A 21823-nucleotide genomic window follows, 5' to 3' on the forward strand; every position below is an offset into this window, starting at 1 on the left:
CTGGAAAATCGTACATAGCCTGTAAAATCGTACAAAATAGGCGTGTGATGGGCTGTACACATATGAATTTACATAAGAAAGTCGAATTCTCCATATTCCTTTTCTTTAACTCTACCATGTAATGCGGTATCTTTGACATGTGCTTATTCAGTAAAATATTGAATCTAAAACTATAAAATACAATGAAATTCTGTAGAATTATTTTTTGTCTGTGGTTATTGGTCTGTTTCTTTCCAATAGGTATTCATGCAGATATACAACTTCCTTCTATATTATCAGATAATATGGTACTTCAGCAAAATGCGAAAGTACGTTTCTGGGGAAAAGCACGTCCCGGAGAAAAGATTTTGGTAAAGACTTCATGGGATCATAAGAAATACAAGGTGACTGCTTTAGAAAACGGTCATTGGGAATTGATGATACAAACACCGGCTGCTACTTCCGGACAATCTGTAATGTTGAAAGGTGATAATAAGATCCGGATCAATAATATATTAATAGGTGAAGTCTGGCTTTGTACGGGACAGTCGAATATGGAATTTCCCGTAGCTCGTAATCCGCAAGTGAAATGGAAAACAGGAATGTTGAATGAAGCGGAAGAAATGAAAGATGCTGATTTCCCGGAAATCCGCCTGTTTCATGTAGAGCATCAATTGGCACCTGATGGTGAAAAAGAAGATTGCGTTGGAAAGTGGGTGGTTTGTAATCCGGAGAATCTGAAAGACTTTTCTGCTGTAGGATTTGTCTTTGGACGTAAATTATATAAAGAATTGAGTACACCGGTTGGATTAATTCAGTCTACTTGGGGAGGAACACATGCTGAATCTTGGACAAGTATGAAAGTGATGGAAAACAATCCACTGTATGCTGATGTCTTAAAACAGTATTCAAAAGAAAAGGTGAGTAGGGAAAAAGATAAGTGCAAGGTTCCGGCTACTTTGTGGAATGGTATGATTGCTCCTATACTAGGGTATACAGTGAAAGGAAATATCTGGTATCAGGGAGAATCCAACTCTGTTCGTTATGAGAAATATCAGGAAGTATTTACTAACTTGATAAATAGTTGGCGGAAAGAATGGAATCAACCGGATATGCCTTTCTATTTTGTACAGATTGCACCACATTACAAACAACCGGCAGGTATTCGTGAAGCACAATTAAAAACATGGTTAAGTGGACTTGAAAACATTGGTATGGCAGTAGTGACGGATGCAGCCGATTCTACCGATATACATCCACGAAATAAAGTTGCACCGGGCGAACGGCTGGCAGCTTGGGCATTAGCAAAGCAATATGGTAAAAAGATTGTTTATTCAGGACCTCTCTACAAATCAATGAAAGTGAATGGGGGAGAAATTACATTAGATTTTGAATTTGCGGAAGGTGGTTTGCAAACACCCGGCAATGAACCGGTAAAAGGATTTTTTATTGCCGGCAATGATGCGCGGTTTTATCCGGCTGATGCTGTGATTGATGGAAGTTCGATAACACTTTCTTCAACTTATGTCTCTGCACCTGTAGCTGTACGCTACGGTTATGGGACTTTCTTTAAAGTGAATCTGTTTAATAAAGCCGGACTTCCGGCAGTTCCTTTCCGTACAGATACTTTTGCTCCCGACACTTATTATCGTCTGTTTGCCGATTCGGAAATTCGTCGTTTCCCGGAAGCTTGGCAACTGGATCATGGAAAACGCCTGTATTTTGGTTATGCGCAAGGAGTAGGTTGTTGTGCGATGTTACAAGTTTGGAAGAAAACAGGAGACCGTAGGTACTTTGATTATGTAGAGGCATGGGCTGATTCTTTGGTAGACGACAAAGGAGAGATTCATTTATATAAGAAAGAAACCTATAATTTGGATTATATCAACTCCGGAAAAGTTCTGTTTGATTTGTACAATGAAACCAAAAAGGAGAAATATAAATTGGCTATCGAGAATTTGATAGATCAGCTGAAAAAGCAACCTCGTACAACAGATGGAGGTTTCTGGCATAAGAAAATATACCCTAATCAGATGTGGTTGGATGGATTGTATATGGCTTCTCCTTTTATGGCTCGATATGGAGCTGAATTTAATCGTCCGGAATGGATTGATGAGGCTGTTAAACAGTTCACTCTCTGCCATCAGCATACATACGATACCAAGACGGGACTTTATTATCATGCATGGAATGAGGACCGGAGCCAGCGCTGGGCTGATCCGGAAACTGGCCATTCTCCTAATTTCTGGGGACGTAGTATCGGTTGGTGGTTTATGGCTTTGGTAGATGCTTTGGAATATATTCCCCAAGATCATTCAGGCTATGCTGATATGATTAAATGGACGAAGGAATTAGCAGAAACTCTTTCAAAATACCAAGATAAAAATGGCTTGTGGTATCAAGTAATTGACCAACCTTCACGTACCGGTAATTTCCCGGAAGCTTCTGTTACGACACAATGTATGTATGCCTATATGAAAGCTGTGAATAAAGGATATATTGATAGTCAGTATCGTGCTATTGCAGAAAAGGCCTTTAAAGGGCTGTGCAATAAACTGCTAATCTCAAATTCGGACGGAACATTGACATTGACAAGATGTTGCCAAGTGGGTGGATTAGGCGGTAAGCCTTACCGTGACGGCAGTTTCGAGTATTATATAGGAGAGAAAATGAGAGATAATGATGCTAAAGCAACAGGACCTTTCATTATGGGATGTATTGAACTGAACAAATAATATAGAAATAGAAATAATAAGAGATTTTCGACTATTGTTTCAATTAATGAACTAATAAAATGTAATACCATGAAAAAAGAACAAATTATTAAATCGATGTTATTTTTAATTATTCCTTTGCTTGTTATCTCATGTGATGGTAATGGCTTTATGGAATATGAAGGGACTGCATTGATGCAAAGAGATGCGCAGCAAGGACTTTTAAGTGATGAGGCAAGTGATAATACATGTATGGTTAATCTGAACTTATTCACAAAACCTTATTTTGATTATCAGTATAATACAGGTGATCATGTAGATGAGTGTTTTGTATATATTGATAATCAGGAAGGTCATACTAGATGCCTTTATCCACAAAGTGGAAAAAATGTAAAAGGTAATTTTGTGATACCTTTCGGAAAACATCGAATTAAATTGAATATAGAAATTGATGATGGTAAATCATATATATATCCGATTGAACTATGTAATGCTTTGGTAACTTTAAAGAATGGTGAAGCAAGTACGGTGCTTTACGATAGAGTTATTCTTAGAAGAGCAGATTCTTCTGTCACAAATTCAGCCTTTATAGTTGAATTTGATGTAGATTTTCCTTATGCTGAAAACAATGATTACACATTAGATATTACATTAGGATTTTATGATGAAACATACGACGATGGTTCTTCAGGTCCTTATGTAAACGGAAATGTTAGTGTTAATACTTATTATCAATGGAGATCTATTTTTGAACCAGCTAGGCCAACTGATATTGACTTTGTTCTTGGAATTGTATATAATTCTACTCAAAAAGAATATTGTTATAAAGGGTATTGTGAACAAGACTTTTCTATAGATAGGAATGGAATGGCTGTTAATAATGTAAGTTGGCATAAAATGGTAAGATTACCAAATGGTGATGATATTGGCTATAAATTATATTTAATAACAGGTATATGGGCTAAATTACAGTCAAATATTGATACTATGATTGGCGAAACAGAAGTTTCGTGGTATTCAGCTTATTATAGAGTAGAATGGGATGACGGAGAATATTCAGAATGGTATCCCATAGATGAATTAGACGAATCTTCAGTTGGGATAGATGCTACTATTGATTATTATCCCAACATTGAGATTGTATGTTTCAATACCAAAGAAATTCAGGATGCTTATGCATCACAATGGGGCATTGTACCTTAATAATTAAAAAGTCTTGATTTTTACGTATAAAGATGAGGATCAATATTAAAATAGATATTCAACTACTGATTACGTAAATAGCAAAATAATTAAGTATACTTGACAACGGATATACAATTTTTTAGGTTTGAATTTAATTTATTAATCAAATGAGTATTTATTAATTATTTTATATAAAATGAGAAACACAGCAACTTTTCAAAGAAAGGCATATCCAATTGCCGTGAGATGCTTAACAAGCATTTTATATTTCTTTTTGTTTTCACTTTCGTCGTTAGCGGCTTGCGTGGATAAAGAACCTGTAGATGAGGAGGATGCAGATCCTGCCATCAATCCTCACAGTTCATATCTGGAGGAGGAAGAAAGTGGTGGAAATACAAATTCTGGTCCAGCATTTCCTGTCTTTGCTGACAATGCACGGGCATTTCCGGGCGCAGTAGGATATGGTAGAAATTCTGAAGGAGCTCGTGCTAGTAATGCTCGAGAAGTTTATATTGTAACTAATACGAACAACAGCGGTACAGGTTCGTTGAGAGATGCCGTCAGTCAGCCAGGTAGAATTATCGTATTCAATGTAGCAGGTAAAATTGATTTAAACAAGCAGGTACTTGTGTTCTTAAGTAATCAGACGGTTCTCTGTCAAACAGCTCCTGCTCCTGGCATCGTACTTTATAATGGCAGAGTTTCTTCTAGTGGAGCTAATAACGTGATTATCCGTTATCTACGTATGCGTGCTGGCAGACAAGTTGATGGTGCTGATGAAATAGATGCAGGAGGAGCAGCTCACGGTCATGACCAAATTTATGACCATTGTTCTTTTACATGGGCAACAGATGAAAATTTCTCTTTCAACAATGAGAAGCAATCCAAATCTCTTTATAATTGTACCATACAAAATTCAATCATTGCTCAAGGATGCCAAAATCACTCCTGTGGTGGGTTAATGCAAACTTCTATAGACTGTGGAATTACCTGTTTCCGCAATTTGTTGGCAGACAATAAAACCCGTAACTTCAAAGTCAAAGGATTAAATCAATACATCAACAATGTAGTCTATAATTGGGGAAACGGGGCTGCTTATAATGCGGGAGGTGATTCTTCTGGAGATTCCAATACTGTTATTGAAAATAATTATTTTATTAAAGGGCCGGCTTATACTTGGGTAAATACAGCGTATCCGTCAACAACAGATAAGACTCTGTTTGAGGATGAAACAAAATATCATTTTAACCAAATAAGTAGTAGTGGAGATTACTTAGTAGATACCTACCAACAAGTGAATCCCACCAAACCATTTACGGGTGGAACAGGTACCGGAACATTTTCTTCTTATTGCATCGGTAATTTTTATGATGAAGATAAAGATGGTACATTAAACGGGATTGAACTCACGCAAGGTAATTGGAGTACCTATTGCAGTGGTGCAATGAACTTTTTAAGTCAGCCGGATGCATTGCATCCGGAAATTTCTGGCAAAACCAGTGCCACTGAAGCTTATCATTGGGTAGTGGACAATGTAGGACCGGTTTTACCCAAACGTGATAATGTTGATTCATTTATTATTGATGAATTAACCTCGTTAGGTACTAAAGGTATGATTCTCCGTAATCAGCAATTAGAAATCCAATATCCTCTTGCCAATACTTGGGATGTAGAATTTGCTGTAAGCGTAACTGGTCCAATGGATACGGATGGTGACGGCATACCTGATGATTTTGAGGACAAATGGGGGTTAAATAAAAATAATGCAGGAGATGCTGTCCGGATTGCAGAAAACGGATACACAATGATTGAGAACTATGCTCTTTCACTCGAATTCCCGAATGAATACGAGAAGGCTTGGAAAGATGCATACGGTGAATAATAACTTATAAATCATATTATGAAAAAGTACAATTTTTTTAAAGCTATTTGTCTGCCTTGTATAATCTTGTCTACTATTTCATGTGGAAATGAAGACTATTTTATAGAAACGTCTGAACTCCAATTAAATGCAATGCCGTTTGCAGAAGCTAATATAGATACAACGAAGTTTGAAATTGAATCATGGGTCTATGCTAACACTTTGAATGGGTATAGATACAATTATGATTCTGCTAATGGAGGCGATACAGGTGATAGGGTTGATCAATGTTTATATTGGATAGATGATCCCGACTGCATTTCATATCCAAGTGTTTTACTATTAAAAAATGATGATTTTGTTCGTTCTAAACCTTTTTATATGACTTATGGGCGACATCATATAAACTTAGCCATATTAATAGATGAGGGACGAGGATACGGTTTTAATAAATGTACGATAACTGTTACATCGCAATGTACAGGGCTTGGCACTGTCTTCTTTAATGAAACAATAAATAGAGATGAACCCGGTGGTTCTCATACTAATGCTGATTTCTATGCTGAATTTGATGTTGATTATCCTTATATGCTAGAGCACGAGTATGCATTAGATATTGAACTATTTTTTGAGGAATAAAGCAATATATTTGAAATTTATAAATTATCAAACAATGAGAAACGCAACATTTTTACGAAAAATGCTTTGGCTGTTATGCCTTCCATTACTCTTTATAGCTTGTAAAGACAATATGGACGAGCACTACGAAGTGCCCGACTGGGTGGCAGACAACGCATGGGAAGTATTAAGTTCTAGTGAACACGGAAACTATTCCATCTTCCTACAAGGAGTGGAGATTGCCGGTTTCAAGCAAATGCTTGAAGGTAAAGCAATCTTAACTATTATGGCACCAGACGATAGCGCTTTCCAAGCCTATCTAAGCGAAAAAGGTTATGCCACTATTAACGACATGCCTGTCGATGAGGTAAAAAAAGTAATAGGTTACCACGTACTTTATTATTCTTATAATAAGGAGAAACTGGTTAACTTCCGTCCGACGGGAAACACAGAAACAGAAGAAGAGCAGAATGTAGCTGCAGGTCTGTATTACAAACACCGAACAAGAAGCAGCGACGCACCAACAATTGAGACAACTGCTACAGGTTCTTCTGTTATGGTATACCACTTGGAACGCTATTTGCCGGTATTCTCTTATCGCTATTTCCAGACGAAAGGTATTGATGCGAAGAGTAACTACGAAGCTTTTTATCCTAACTCTACTTGGACAGGAGAAAATGGATTCAACGTATCTAACGCGTCAGTAAAAGAATACGGAATAATTGCCAATAATGGCTATATTCATACGGTTGACCGGGTGATTGAACCATTGGAAACAATTTATACCGAATTGAAGAAACAAGATGAATATTCTATCTTTTTCAATTTATATGATTCTTTCGGTGAATATATTGCCGATAATACATTAAGTGACTCTTATGCTGCGGCATACGGAGTAGATACACTTTATCAATATCAGCACAACAGTCTGCCGAACATTGCTTGCGAATGGCCTACAAGCAGCTATCTAAATTTCACGTTATTGACTGCTACCGCTTACAGCATCTTTGCACCGTCAAACACTGCCATTAATCATTTCTTTGACAATTTCTGGAAAGTCGGAGGTTATTCTTCATTGGGAGAGGTTGATCCATTGGCTCTTAACTATTTTCTATACCAGTTTATCTATGGTGGCTCATTGGTATTCCCTGAAGAAATAGGAACAGGAAAACTGGAATCCTTGCTCGGTTCGCCAATCAATATTAATCCGGCAATGTTGAACGAAAAAATCATGTGCGTAAACGGTGCGCTTTATGGAATGAACGAGATTCAGGAACCGAGTGCATTTGCGTCTGTAGTAGGACCTTTGTTCCAATATCGGGATGCGCGTTCTTTCCTTTATGCATTGGGAGGTTCTTCCCTGATATCCTCTTACACATCTAATTTAGTGAAATATATTATGCTTGTTCCCACTGCGGACCAATTTGATGCTTCAGGTATCAGAACCGTTTATAGTACTCAAGGATTGGAAGAAATGGGGGATGATGGTTGGTCAGAAATCAGTAGTTCTGCCAAACAGAATATAATGTATTTACATTCTGCTAGCATTCCTAGTGGTCAGGAAAGTGAATTGCCGGAGAATGGAATGAAAGTAATCCCTACACAGTCCAGTTGGAACTTCTGGTTTGTTAAGGATGGAGAAATTACTTGTAATGCTATTTTCAATCAGCAATTGAATCCTCAATTCAATGGAGAGGTCTTCTTCCCATTTACGAAACTGAAAGACGGCTCTAATGGCAGTGCCTACAGCTTTGATTGTAATCAGCTATTTATGGCAGAAAGTGGTGACTTGAACTACAACCTTGCTATTTGTGCGGACAGGAATTATCCGTATTATTGCTTTACCCAATTACTGCGTCAAACAGATATTATATCTAATCAAATACTGATGAATATTTTCTTAAAAGGACGGTTTGTCGCATTTATTCCTACCAATGAAGCTATCAAACAAGCGTTATTGGATAATAGGATTCCGGGAGCAACTAACGCTTCGTTTGATGCTAATGGTGAGTTGACCGGTGACTTTGATAAAGCAAAATTAGCAAACTATCTGAACTCATACTTCATGACTGCCAAACAAAATGTGATAGCTTCTTATCCTTATATTGGATCTGATTTCAAGAGCGGGCGTTATTGGAGTGAACGTACGGCAGAAACAGAAGGAGCGACTGTGCCACAACTGATTTATACAGATAATGGGACTTCACTGAGTATCCAGTTGGAAGGATACAAAGAATGTCATGTGATTCCGGACTACAACTATTTCCCGTTTGCATACGAAGAAGGTTGTTTCCACCTGATTGATGACGTCTTTTGATTAACAGAAAAATAGAGATTATGAAATTATTAAAATACATACTGATTGCTATCGTATTCGCGGCAACTGCCGGCGAAGCTTTTGGACAAGTTAAAGTCCTGTCCGGTAAAGTGACCGAGATGTTCGGTGCGACAGCAGAACCTATGGTGGGAGTGAACGTTAACATCCTTAATTCCCAAAACCGTTCATTAGGCGGTACTATCACAAATATGGACGGTATCTACAACTTGAAAGTACCAAATGAAAATAATCTGACCATCGTGTTTTCTTATATTGGAATGAAAACTCAACGAATCAAGTACAACGGTCAGACTAAATTGAATATTACCATGAAGGACGATACACAGTCAATCAATGAGGTGGTAATCTCGGGAAAACGAATTGAACGAAACGATATGGGTATCAGTTCCAGAGAGCAATCTTCTGCCACACAGAAAGTTAACATGGAAGATTTGGTAGCAATTGCTCCGGTCACTTCTATCGAAGATGCCCTGCAGGGACAGTTGGGTGGTGTCGACATTGTATTAGGCGGTGGTGACCCCGGTGCACGTGCTTCTATCCAGATTCGTGGTGGAAGTACACTGAACGCCAATTCCGAGCCGTTGATCGTGGTCGATGGTGTTCCTTACCCGGCTGAAATTGATGATAATACAGATTTCTCGACCATCAATAATGATGATTTGGGCGCCTTGCTGAATATTTCACCGCAAGATATTGAATCTATTGAGGTTTTAAAAGATGCGGCGGCTACCGCTGTTTGGGGTACCAAAGGTGCTAATGGTGTGTTGGTCATCAAAACAAAACAGGGAGTGCAGGGAAAAACGCGTTTCAGCTTCTCTTCCAAGTTCTCCGCTAAGTTTGAACCGGAAAGTATTCCGATGCTGGATGGTAATCAATATTCAGCCTTAATTTCCGATGCTCTGTGGAATAGTGCCAATTACATTGGCCTTGCCAACTCTACCAACTATTTGCAGATGCTTTACAATTCTCCGGAGATTGGTTATCAGCCGGACTGGACTTATTTTAATGAATATAACCAGAATACTGATTGGCTGTCTGAAGTACGCAGAAATACGCAATCATGGGAAAATACTTTTTCTATGAGTGGTGGAGGCGAAAGAGCGACTTACCGTTTCTCTTTAGGCTATTTGGACGAAGGCGGCACGACTGTTGGAACTGACTTCAGCCGTTTGAACTCCTCGTTGAATGTACGTTATAAGTTTTCTGACAAGCTAATTTTCACAACGCAATTTTCTTTTGTTCAATCTACGAGAAACAATAACTATTACAATGTACGTACAGAGGCTTTCCGCAAAGCACCGAACAAATCTCCTTACTATATTGACGATGAAACTGGAAATTATACTTCACAGTATTTCAATCACAACGAAAATTCCACATTAGACCCGGCTTTTGACAGCAAGAAAAGTCGATACTACAATCCTATCGCTATGGCGAATGAGAGTGTCAACAAAACCATCCAGCGGGAAAGTAAGATGAACTTCAATATTGAATATAACATATTGAATGGACTAACCTACTGGGGTAATGTCAACATGAATATCCGTAATACGAAAGGACGTATGTTCTTGCCGCAAGTAGCTACCGGACTTGCTTGGACTGATAGCAATGCAAACCGCAGTACGGATACTTCTTCTGATCAATTGACCATCAATACGGAGAACAAGTTGATCTACCGCAAAAATTGGAATGATAAGCATAGCATCATTGCAACCGGCGTGTTCCGTACTGTGGAAACGACAAAATCCAGCTATGGAAGTGAAACTTCCGGTAATGCTTCTTCCGGTCTTGCCGACCCTACTATCGGAAGTGCCGTACGTAAAATTAGTTCCGGAGATTCTAAGACACGTAGCATCAATGGGGTAGCTTTAATGAACTATACTTTGCTGAACCGCTATATCGTCAATGCTTCTTTGGGCTTGGAGAGCAACTCAACTATGGGTAAATCGGAACGTTTAGGCCTGTTCCCTACTGTCGGTGTCGCTTGGCATCTGGCAGATGAGAAATTCATGGACTTCTCGAACGACTGGATGGATGAGTTTAAACTTCGCTTCAGTTTGGGACAGACGGGAAATGCTGCCTCCGGTGCTTCGCTCTATCTGGGTTCATACGCCTCCGGTGACAATTACATGGATATGAGTGCCATTACCCCGAGCACCATGCAGCTCAATCGCTTGAAATGGGAAACAACCACTGAATATAATACAGGTCTGGACGCTTCTTTCTTAAAAGGGAAACTCCGCTTTACGGTCGATGTCTATCAGAAATATATCAAAGATCTGTTGCAAAAGAAAGTTAAAATGCCAACTAGTATCGGTTATGGAAATGGTTATGAAGTCAGCTACATGAATTCCGGAAAGATGACGAATAAAGGGTGGGAATTCCGTGTTGATGCCGTCCCTTTTGAAAACAGAGACTGGCGTGTTGGATTCTACTTCAACATCGCCCACAACGAGAACAAGATTACGGAAATGCCGGATAACTATACCGAAGAAAACTATACCTTCAACAATGGTGAATATGCATACCGTAGAGAAGAAGGACGTCCGATGGGTTCTTTCTATGGTTATCGCTACAAAGGCGTTTGTCAGAATAAAGATGCCACATATGCACGTGATGCCGATGGAAACGTGATGAAAGATATTTCCGGCAATGCGATTGTGATGCGGAATGGAACAGCTACCATAGCTCCCGGAGATGCTCTCTACGAGGATATAAATCATGATGGTGTCATCAACCAATATGATATTGTCTATTTAGGTAACTCTAATCCGAGATTCACCGGAGGTGCTGGTGTTAATGTCAGCTATAAGCAATTTAAGCTGTCTGCTATTTTTTACGGACGTTATGGACAGGATGTAGTCAACTCTACCCGTTTAAACAATGAGTCCATGCGCGGAATTGACAATCAAAGTACGGCTGTCCTTAGACGTTGGCGCAACGAAGGTGATCAGACAGATATTCCGCGTGCACTCTATGGAGAAGGATACAACACACTGGGCTCTGACCGCTTTGTGGAAGATGCTTCTTATCTGCGTTTGAAATCTTTGTCGTTCAACTATCGTTTGCCGAAGAAAATAATTCAGCGTTGGGGATTTAATAATATTGATGTATATGTCACCGGATACAACCTCTTTACTTGGACTAAATACACTGGTCAGGATCCGGAAGTGAAGACCGAAAATACATATGCCAGAGATAGTGCTACTACACCGGCTTCTATTCAGCTTGTTGCCGGCTTTAATTTAAGTTTTTAAAAGATCTACGAATATGAAAAAGATATTTACTATATTGTTACTATCCGGAAGTTTGTTGATGAGCGGATGCAGCGATTGGCTTGATATTCTGCCCAAAGATAAGCAATCTACCGATATGTACTGGGAGTCTTCTGAAGATGTGGAAGCCATTCTCGCACAGGGATATAGTCGTTTGCGTGCTTGTGTTCCCTATATCATCAATTGGGGAGAATTGAGAGGGAGTTCCGTCATAGTCCCCAATAGAGGAACCGGAACTGGTCTGATTCAGAATTTTCAGGCGCTGCCCAGTATGACAACAGTTCAATGGGGTACCTTCTACCAAGTGATCGGTATGGCGAATGCTGTGTTAAAATATGCACCGACCGTGATGGACAAAGATGCAAGTTATTATGAATCGAGAATGAACTCACATCTGACGGAAGCTTATTTCCTACGCGGACTGTCATACCTGTATCTGGTACGTAACTTCCGGGAGGTGCCCTTGATTACCGAGCCCTACGTAGACGATGCCATGCCTAATGACGTAGCCAAGTCATCCGAAACGGAGATTTTGGAATTGATAAAAAGCGATGTACGTGCAGCGTTAGCAACTAATGCTGCCAAAGAAACATTTGATGGAACATGGGCTACCAAAGGGCGTGCCACTAAATGGGCATTGTACGCACTGATGGCGGAAACTTGCCTTTGGGCAGAAGAATACGAAGAATGTGTCACGTATGCTGATTACCTAATTAATGCTACAGCCGCTATGCGACCAGTATTTATGTCGACACCCGGACAATGGTTCAATATGTTCTATCCCGGTAACAGTAACGAATCTATCTTTGAAATACAATATGACGAAACCAATTATGCACAAGGAAGCGGAAGCCCATCCAAGGTTTTCCCTTATGGCACTGATGTTACAATAGACTCATATATGTATTCTGAGCCGATGACTCTTCGCTTAATAGAAGAATACACACAACATAGAGGAGATGAAATAAGCCGCACTTATTATGGTTCATTTGCCGGTACTGCTTATGCTAGCTATCCGGACAACGGCATTATCTGGAAATATTCAGGAATGGGAGTTGCTGACCGGGAAGCCGTACGTACCATTCAGGATGCCAATTATATTATCTATCGTATGGCAGACGTAATGTTGATGAAAGCGGAGGCACTGATCCGTATCGGCGGTTCCGCCAACTGGACAGAGGCATTGTCTATCATTAATCAGATACGCGAACGTTCAGAGCTAAACCCACGGAGTGAAGTCAGTGCGGACAATATCAGCGAAGCTACTGAAGAAATGTTATTGGAGATGCTATTGGATGAACGCGACATGGAGTTTGCTGCAGAAGGCAAACGTTGGTATGACCTATTGCGCTACGGCAAGCAGCAAAACTTCAAGTATAAAGCCCGCTTTAAAGCAATCATTATGGAGAACAACCTTACAGCGGAAAATAAATGGCTGAATTCTGTTCTGGATAACGATAATGCTTGGTATCTGCCAATTCCTGCTGAAGATATATTCAACAACTCGTTATTGACACAAAATCCTTATTATGAATAATTAAATAACGATATACGATGAAAAAATTAAAAAAAATATACTGGATGCTGCTCATCGTTTTATGTGCAGCTTGTAATGATCCGTATGATGGAGACACTTTCGTGGTCTTCGACACACAGCCTGCCGCAACTTATTTATCCAGCAGATCGGAAGACTTTTCCGAATGGATTCACATCATGAAATATGCGGACTTATACAATGCGGTGAATCAGGCTACCCAACGCTTCACTCTTTTCGTCCCCAACAATACGGCCGTACAGGAGTTTTACACCCGAAGAGGGGTTTCTTCCATTGAAGAGTTGGGAACAGAATATGCGCGTAATTTGGTATCTTATCATATTATACAAGATACCATCAATCAAGCAACTTTTATTGAGAAGGAAGGTGCATTAGCTAAAAGAACCGTTTCTGACGATGTTTTGATGGTATCATTCGGAAGTGCGGAAAATGGCGGTGGTGGTATGCGGTCTGTTTATCTGAACAGTGAAGCTCATGTGCTTGAATTTGCGAATCCGGTATCCAACGGTTACGTATATGTATTGGGAAATACGTTAACTCCGCTTACTGAAAGCGTATATGCCCGGATATCCGAAAGCGGACGTCCTTATACCCTCTTGAAGTCCGCTTTAGATGCGACAGGGTGGGGAGCCGAGTTGAACATTATCTATGATGAACTGAAAAATGATCAGGGACAAACTATCAAGCAGAAACGCAATTATACACTGTTGGCTGTAACGGACGATGTCTTCCATAATGCAGGTGTCAATAATCTGGCTGATTTAACACAATTGTTGGGAGCAAGCAGCGATTATACTAATCCGGAGAATGCATTGTATAAATATGTAGCCTATCATATTCTGACCGGAAGTTATGACTTGAACAACTTGCAGAGTTTCGACAGTGAAAATGCGACTTCTAAGATATGGAATACATCGTGCAAAGGAAATGTGGTAAGAATAAGTCAAGAGGAAGATCGAAAATTCTATTTGAACTATCAGGACGAAGCAAATAAAGCTGTCTTTGTGGAAGACGCTTGTAATTTGCAAGCTAAGAACGGCTATATTCATCAGGTTTCCACTTACCTGCCGATTGCGGATGTAAAACCGGAAACAGTATTGTTTGATGTATGTAATTTCTCTGCTATCAAAGACTGGATTGCAGACGGTCATGGAGAGGAGGGGATTAAATTTCAGGAATCATTTGGAACGGCAGAGAAGAAATGTGACATCTCAGAGCTCAATTGTTATGAATATGAACTAAAGAATCCATCAGGAGCTTTTGATAAATATTATAATATTACCTATTTTACTACTCGGACGAATAATGACTGGAAAACTGCCCGCAATTATGACTTTCTGATGTTGAACATTGGTAATACAGGTTGGATCTCAATGGAAACGCCGTCTATTATCAAGGGAAAATACAAAGTAACATTACACTTTGGTTATGCTACGTCTATGGATTTTATTAGAACAAAAAGCAGCGGAAGTAACGGAGGACAAATGATTTTTAGCTTTGACGGAGAACATTCAGTTACACGTGCACCGTATACCAGTTCAACCACTACTCTTAAAAGCAATAAGTTGGGATGTTATGAAGATGTGATTTATGATGAGATAGAATTTACAGAAAACTCTACTCACACATTCAGACTGATATTGACTGATCCTGCAGCTAGTGATAAATCCGACTATCGTATATACTTAGATTATTTAGAATTTGAACCCATATTTGACGAATAAACCATGAAAGCAAGAAAATATATACTCGGCGTTGCCCTTATCGGATTGATAGGGAGCGGTTGTACTAACACATGGGATGAGCATTATGCCCAAAACGCCAGCACGGTTAATAATACGGAGATTTCCATAGTCAATGAATCCCTTACAGATTATTTGGCTCAAGAATCCTCTTTAAGCAATATGTACCAGCTGTTTAATGAAACGGGCATGGTGGACCAATTATTGGCGAAAGAACAGATGTACACCATTCTAGCAGTGGAGTCAAGCATTGCAGTAGGGGATGATCCTATATACACTGCCCAGACCTATATCTCTGATGCCTCTATCTCACCTTCCAACCTGGAAGACGGACAACGTCTTTTGATGTGGAGCGGTAAGTATCTGAATATTTCTGTTGCTTCTCCCGAAACAAGAGCGGCTACCGGTATTCGTTTCAACAATGCAACTGTAACCCGGGTAATTAAGTTGACTAATGGGTATCTGTATTTGTTAGATCAGGCTATCAATGCTCCGAGAAGCATGTATGAGATCATTGAAAATCTAGGTGAAGATTATTCTATTTTCCGTGAGATGATCTTGTCACGTAATGTTTTGACATTTGACAGAGACGCAAGTAAAGTGGTAGGAGTAGACAATACTGGCAATACCGTATATGACTCGGTATTTACCGTAAGAGCTCCGTATTTTGAAAAGGTAAAGTTTGACATCATGTCCGAAAATCTCAGTGCTACCATGCTAATACCGTCCAATGACGTAGTCAATAACGCATTAAGCGTAGCACGGAAGAATCTGGAAAGCTGGAATATGACACGTGCAGATAGTATTCTGGAAAACTGGATATTTCAATCGGCTTTCTTTAATAAGATCTATGACAAAGCCGATTTTGAAAGCAATGAGGATTTGACTTCTGTATTCAGTAAACAATGGCGCACGACTGTACAGAAAGTAGATCTTGACAACCCGATATCTATGAGTAACGGAATAGCCTACCATGTCACTGAAATGAAGATACCTACTAACGTATTGATTTATCGCCTTAAAGAACTTTTCAGAAATTACGAATATCTGAGTGCCGATGATAAAGATACGTATTTCAAGACTACCAATCTTTCATTTAACAAGATTAGTGAGACGGATGAAGCGAACTGCGCAGGATGGGCAGCATTAGGATTCCCCACTATATATTACAGAGTTCTCTATTTTAACTTGACAGATGCTGGTAATCAAACATATACACTTGATTATACTCCGTTTAGAGGTGAAACAGTGGGAACCCGTTACGTAGCTACTCCTTATAAGATTCCTCCTGGAACATATACACTCACCATGGGGTTCAGACAAAAGAAAACTTTAGGAGCGATTGCCGTTTCAATTATCAAGAATGGAGAAGAAATTCCTGTAACCACTCTTTCACAATCGGTGCTTAATAATGCATCTGCTTACCACTATGATCGTGCAGGAGGTGGATATCCGGAAGGAATAGATGAAGCTGTTGCGCAGGGATTTAAAAATAAATCAAAATATGATCGTGATGGAGGTGCTGTAGGTACAGTTACTATTCCGGGAGACGAAGCCAGTGAAATTATAATACGTCTTAGTGGATCAGGTTCCAATTTATCTGAGGCAGCATTATATCATTGGTGTCTGCGACCAAACAAGGATTGTTATTAATCTTATGAAATAAAGACAACATGAAAAAGATACAAATTTTGTTTTTCACCCTGTTAGTTTGCCTATTTGCTGTCGATCTGTATGCGCAGGAACAAGGTAAAATAAGCGGGAAAGTATTATCCACCCTTAATATTCCGGTTGAGGGTGCGGTGGTGTCTGTCACCGGAAGCGAAGATGTCACTACAGACAAGAACGGAGTATTTCAAATAGAATGCAAGAGTTTGCGAAAAGCCAATATTTCAGTTTGGGCTGCCGGATATTATACAGTGCTTCAAGCAGTGGATAATCGTAAGGAGATGACGATCATTATGATTCCTGAATCGGAATACAAATATAATGAAACAACAGTATTGCCTTTCCGTGTTGAAACGAACGAAGTGACTACATCTGCGGAGAATATCACTAAAAAGGATTTCGTACCTGCCGGTATGAAGATAGATCGTGCGTTGGCTGGACAGATTGCAGGTTTGCAAGTGACTCGCGGCAGCGGTATGCCAGGAGAGGGAAGTTTCATTAATCTTCGTGGAACACGTTCTTTCGTGGGTAACAATGCACCGCTGGTAGTTATCAATGGTGTTCCTTATATACCGGACGTAAATGATTCACCATTGATTAATGGATTGAGCCGTAACATCTTTCAGGCTTACAACCTCAATGATATTCAAAATATCACCGTATTGAAAGGTGCGGAAGCGGCTTTATATGGCTCTATGGGTGCTAATGGTGTCATTCTGATTGAAACGGATGGTGCCACATCGGAGAACATGAACACTGAAATCAGTTATTACGGTCAGTTTGGTATTAACTGGAACAACAAACGTATGCCCTTGCTGAATGGTATAGATTACCGCTCTTTCCTATCAGACATGGGAATGAGTTATTTCGGGAACATGGATGAATTCTTTACCGAATTCCCTTTCATGAGTGACCCTACCAACAGCAGATATGCCAACTACTACAATAACAATACGAACTGGCAAGATAAAATCTACCGGAGCGGATTTGTGACAGAAAATCTGTTTCGAGTAGAAGGTGGTGATGCTATCGCCAAATACGACTTGTCTTTGGGCTACTCTAAAGAGGATGGAATACTGAAAAGTACTCAACAGAACCGCTATCATACACAGTTGAACGGAAACTTCTTGGTCAGCAAGAATTTTGAAGTCTATGCTACCGTCGGATTGGCATATATCAACGGTAATTATCAAGAACAAGGGATGAATGTTCGTACCAACCCTTTGCTTGCTGCTTATGCACAGTCTCCACTGCTTGCTCCCTACCAGAAAGTAGATAACGGAGAATTTACTCCGATTTACTCTGAATACTATTATGGAATCAGCAAAAATATGGATTTTGCTGTAAGTAACCCGTTAGCTATTGTCAATAATCTGGATGCGAACAGTCGCCAATATGACGTAAATGTTAAAGCTGGTTTCAATTATAAAATATTTCCAGGTTTTTCTCTCAGTGGTGCCTTCGGTCTTTACTACAACTATAATAAGGAGCATATTTTTGTTCCAGGCAGAACCGATTTTACTATCGTTCCTACTACAGACGCATTCGGTACTGAAGAAAATACAATCCGGGAAGGCGTAAACGAAACGACTAATTATTTTTATAACCTAAATGCGCGCTACAACAAACAATTCAGTAGCCGCCATGCTTTGAATGCTATGGCTGGAGTGCAAATTTTGACTACTTTGCAGGAATACGATGGGGCCTATGCGCGCAACACAACCAATGACTTCTATCAAGTACTGGGTTCGGCTGATGCTATAGGTCGTTATTTCGACGGTTATCAGAATAAATGGAACTGGGCTAATATTTATGGCCACGTTGACTATACTTATAATCATGTATTGAATGCTGCATTGAATATGTCTATCGACGGTTCTTCCGCAAACGGAAGATACACCAACCATTTTCGGGTTTATCCATCAGGCGGAATCACATGGATGGCGAAGAATATGTCTTTCCTTATAGACAAGGATTGGATCACCCGTCTGGATTTGCGTGCAGAATACAGCCTGACAGGAAACAGTCGCTTCTCTTCCAATTATGGAAAATCTTATTATAGTAGTTTACCGTATATGGCTGTATCGGGTATTATTCGTACCCAAATACCGAACACACATTTGAAACCGGAGATAACCTCGCAGATGAATTTAAGTTTAGATGCCTCTTTCTTGAGAAACCGTATCAGTTTGGGAGTAGATTATTATCGTGGCAGAAGCAAAGATGTAATCATGAACATTGGAAAATCTGCTATCTACGGAACATCTGCCTACTATGCAAACGTCGGAAAAATCGATAACAACGGAGTAGAACTTTCATTGCAGGCTTCTCTCATCCGTATGCGTAACTTTGAGTGGATTGTAGGAGGTAATATTTCTTTCACGGAAAGTAAGATTAAATCATTGGGCGGAAACGATCAGGAAACAGTTCAATATAGTGATGGTTCGATGATAGTAAGTCGTGTAGGTGGAAATCCATACGAATTTTACGGATTGCAAGCAAATGGCGTCTACTCTACCCAAGCGGAAGCGAGTGAAGCTGCATTGACCAACAGCAGTAATCAAGCATATAGTGCTGGTGATGTACGTTATGTAGACCAGAATAATGACGGACGCATCGATTCTAAAGATTATGTATCATTGGGTAGTGCCACTCCTGATTACTTTGGAGGATTCTATACCAATATCCGTTATAAGCATTTCGCACTGGCGGCCGAATTCTCTTATTCAAAAGGGAATGAGGCATACAATGCGGTAAGAAGGACACTGGAATCAGTTTCTTCTTTCTCTAACCAAAGTGTAGCAGTGACCAACCGTTGGAATGTAGAAGGACAGGTTACCAATATTCCACGCGCTAGCTATGGAGATGCTATCGGCAATAACAACTTCTCTTCCCGTTGGATTGAAGATGCTTCTTTCCTACGCATGAAGAGTATTACGTTAAGCTATAATTTCGACAAACCAGTTTGGAATTTTTTCCGTTCAGGAACAATTTATGTGACAGGAGAAAACCTGTTGACCGCTACCAAATATTTGGGTATGGATCCGGAATTCGCTTATTCATCTGGCAGCAATGCTACACAAGGATTTGATTATGCGAAAGTGATGCAACCGAAATCTGTCAAACTGGGTATTAACTTGAAATTCTAATGATGAAGATGAAAAAGATATTATTAAATGCCGCTTTCATACTGGCGGTTACTTTATTGGGAGGATGCGATGACTTCTTCAATCCTGATACAGATGTTACACTGGATAATGAGGACTATATATCAGAAGAAAGTGAGATGTACTCCGGTTACATTGGTATCATGACTAAAATGCAAGCCATTGGAGACAAAGTGATTTATCTGAATGAACTTCGGGGAGAAATGGTGGTGCCGACTGCAACGGCACCCACTGAACTTTACAACTTGTACAATTACGATGATGATTTAAGTGGTAATTCATATGCAGATCCTTCTGGATTCTACGAAGTAATAAATGCCTGTAACGATTATCTTCGGAAATTGAAAACATACGAAGAAAAGAACTCTATTAATGAAAGCCACTATAAAGCATTGGTCAGCAGCACGCTGCGTGTCAAGGCATGGATGTTTATGACGATCGCTAAAATCTACGGAGAAGTTGCATGGGTGGATAAACCAATGACTTCGTTGAGAGATTTGTCACAGTTTGACATACTGAATCTTGACGAAACAATGGTAGCTTGCAAGAATCTGCTAGATATTGGTTATGACAATATTGACGGAACTTACGAAACAGCATGGAAAGACTGGGTAGACCCAGATACGGAGCTGGCAAATAGTGAATATCGCCGCTGGGATATGATGACTCCTCCTTACTATGCTCTATATGCAGAGATTTGTTTGTGGTTAGGTAGATACCAACAATGTGTCAACTTGATACTTAATAAGATGAACAGTATCTACCAAAGTACTACCAATCAATCTATCGCTTTCTTACGTAATGATATGTTGTTCAGTCATTATACCAATTTCTTTAATAACGAGACTCCGTATGATTATGAATCGGCGTCAGCAATTATGTATGACTATCAAAACAGGCAGACAAACAGTCTGCTGAAGCATTTTGACTCTGATTATCCGAATAAATATTGGCTGGCACCGGCAGAGGTCGCTGTAGAACGTTTCAGAGATAATGACTTCGGTCCGCTGGGTAGTAAAGATAAAGATTTCAGAATGAGTTACACAGTATCTGAATACAATGGTAAATGGGTTATCAGCAAATTCCGTCCAACTTCTAAACCTGTACGTACCGCTTATCGCGATGATGTATTCGTATATACCTACCGCGGTGCAGACCTTTATTTTATGTTGGCGGAAGCATTCAATCAATTAGGTAGAAGAACTGTAGTTGACGCACTAATTAATGTAGGAGTCAATGCCTACTCTAGTGAGTTTGATATTGATGAGGAAGGTACTTATTCCGGCAATTGGTATGGTATTACTCCTCATTGGACGAATAACAGTACTGTATATTATTATTCAAACGGGACAACTGGTATTGGTAGTCGTAAATATGGTGACAGAGGGATTCGTGGAGTAGAAGTAAGCTATAGTAACTTAGGAGCACGTACCTTCACATCTAATGTACAAAACAATGACGAAGAAATATTGAAAGAAATGATGCTGGAAATGGCATGCGAAGGAAAAGTTTATCCGGCTATGATTCGTATGGCAAAACGTTATAATGATAATAGTTTCATGGCGAAGTATATTTCGGAAAAGTACGAAACTACTGGCAATGCTGAAGACATTCGTTCCAAAATAATGAATGGAGACTATTTTATCAAATGGAATTTAAAATAAAGATCCTCAAATCATCCTTTGGATTGGATTATTAGGGTGGAGTGACGCGGGTTTTTG

At 39.6% G+C, this 21823-nt stretch carries 11 protein-coding genes; all 11 read left to right on the forward strand.

Annotated elements, in window-relative coordinates; genetic code table 11:
* Positions 1 to 182 precede the first annotated feature (182 nt).
* The 11 genes from HMPREF0106_RS11665 to HMPREF0106_RS11620 all read left to right on the forward strand — a co-directional run bounded on the left by HMPREF0106_RS11665 (position 183) and on the right by HMPREF0106_RS11620 (position 21766).
* A complete protein-coding gene (locus HMPREF0106_RS11665; protein ID WP_032851376.1) occupies positions 183 to 2714 on the forward strand; it encodes a glycoside hydrolase family 88 protein in 2532 nt (843 codons plus the stop codon).
* Between the two features lie 69 nt (positions 2715 to 2783).
* Positions 2784 to 3896 (forward strand): hypothetical protein, encoded by a 1113-nt coding sequence (locus tag HMPREF0106_RS11660; protein ID WP_009040105.1) that lies wholly within the window; start codon positions 2784 to 2786, stop codon positions 3894 to 3896.
* Positions 3897 to 4074: 178 nt separating this feature from the next.
* Entirely contained in the window at positions 4075 to 5760 is a 1686-nt protein-coding gene (locus tag HMPREF0106_RS11655; RefSeq protein ID WP_032851377.1) for a hypothetical protein, read from the forward strand.
* A gap of 18 nt (positions 5761 to 5778) precedes the next feature.
* Entirely contained in the window at positions 5779 to 6378 is a 600-nt protein-coding gene (locus HMPREF0106_RS25440) for a hypothetical protein (protein ID WP_009040107.1), read from the forward strand.
* A gap of 34 nt (positions 6379 to 6412) precedes the next feature.
* Positions 6413 to 8674: a fasciclin domain-containing protein gene (locus tag HMPREF0106_RS11650; RefSeq protein WP_009040108.1), complete on the forward strand. Its 2262-nt coding sequence runs from the start codon at positions 6413 to 6415 to the stop codon at positions 8672 to 8674.
* A gap of 20 nt (positions 8675 to 8694) precedes the next feature.
* Complete coding sequence (locus HMPREF0106_RS11645; RefSeq protein WP_009040109.1) at positions 8695 to 11952, forward strand: SusC/RagA family TonB-linked outer membrane protein; 3258 nt, start codon at positions 8695 to 8697, stop codon at positions 11950 to 11952.
* 13 nt (positions 11953 to 11965) lie between these two features.
* On the forward strand, positions 11966 to 13507 hold the full coding sequence (locus tag HMPREF0106_RS11640; protein ID WP_009040110.1) for a RagB/SusD family nutrient uptake outer membrane protein: 1542 nt from the start codon (positions 11966 to 11968) through the stop codon (positions 13505 to 13507).
* Between the two features lie 17 nt (positions 13508 to 13524).
* The gene (locus tag HMPREF0106_RS11635) at positions 13525 to 15249 is read left to right on the forward strand and encodes a DUF5108 domain-containing protein (protein WP_009040111.1); all 1725 of its coding nucleotides are present in this window, start codon (positions 13525 to 13527) and stop codon (positions 15247 to 15249) included.
* Between the two features lie 3 nt (positions 15250 to 15252).
* The gene (locus HMPREF0106_RS11630; protein WP_009040112.1) at positions 15253 to 16920 is read left to right on the forward strand and encodes a hypothetical protein; all 1668 of its coding nucleotides are present in this window, start codon (positions 15253 to 15255) and stop codon (positions 16918 to 16920) included.
* Between the two features lie 20 nt (positions 16921 to 16940).
* Complete coding sequence (locus HMPREF0106_RS11625) at positions 16941 to 20084, forward strand: SusC/RagA family TonB-linked outer membrane protein (RefSeq protein WP_009040113.1); 3144 nt, start codon at positions 16941 to 16943, stop codon at positions 20082 to 20084.
* On the forward strand, positions 20084 to 21766 hold the full coding sequence (locus HMPREF0106_RS11620) for a RagB/SusD family nutrient uptake outer membrane protein (RefSeq protein ID WP_009040114.1): 1683 nt from the start codon (positions 20084 to 20086) through the stop codon (positions 21764 to 21766). Before HMPREF0106_RS11625 ends, HMPREF0106_RS11620 begins: the two co-directional genes overlap by 1 nt.
* Positions 21767 to 21823 lie beyond the last annotated feature (57 nt).

Origin of the sequence: Bacteroides sp. D22 (assembly GCF_000163675.1) — a bacterium.
Taxonomy (GTDB): Bacteria; Bacteroidota; Bacteroidia; order Bacteroidales; family Bacteroidaceae; genus Bacteroides; species Bacteroides xylanisolvens.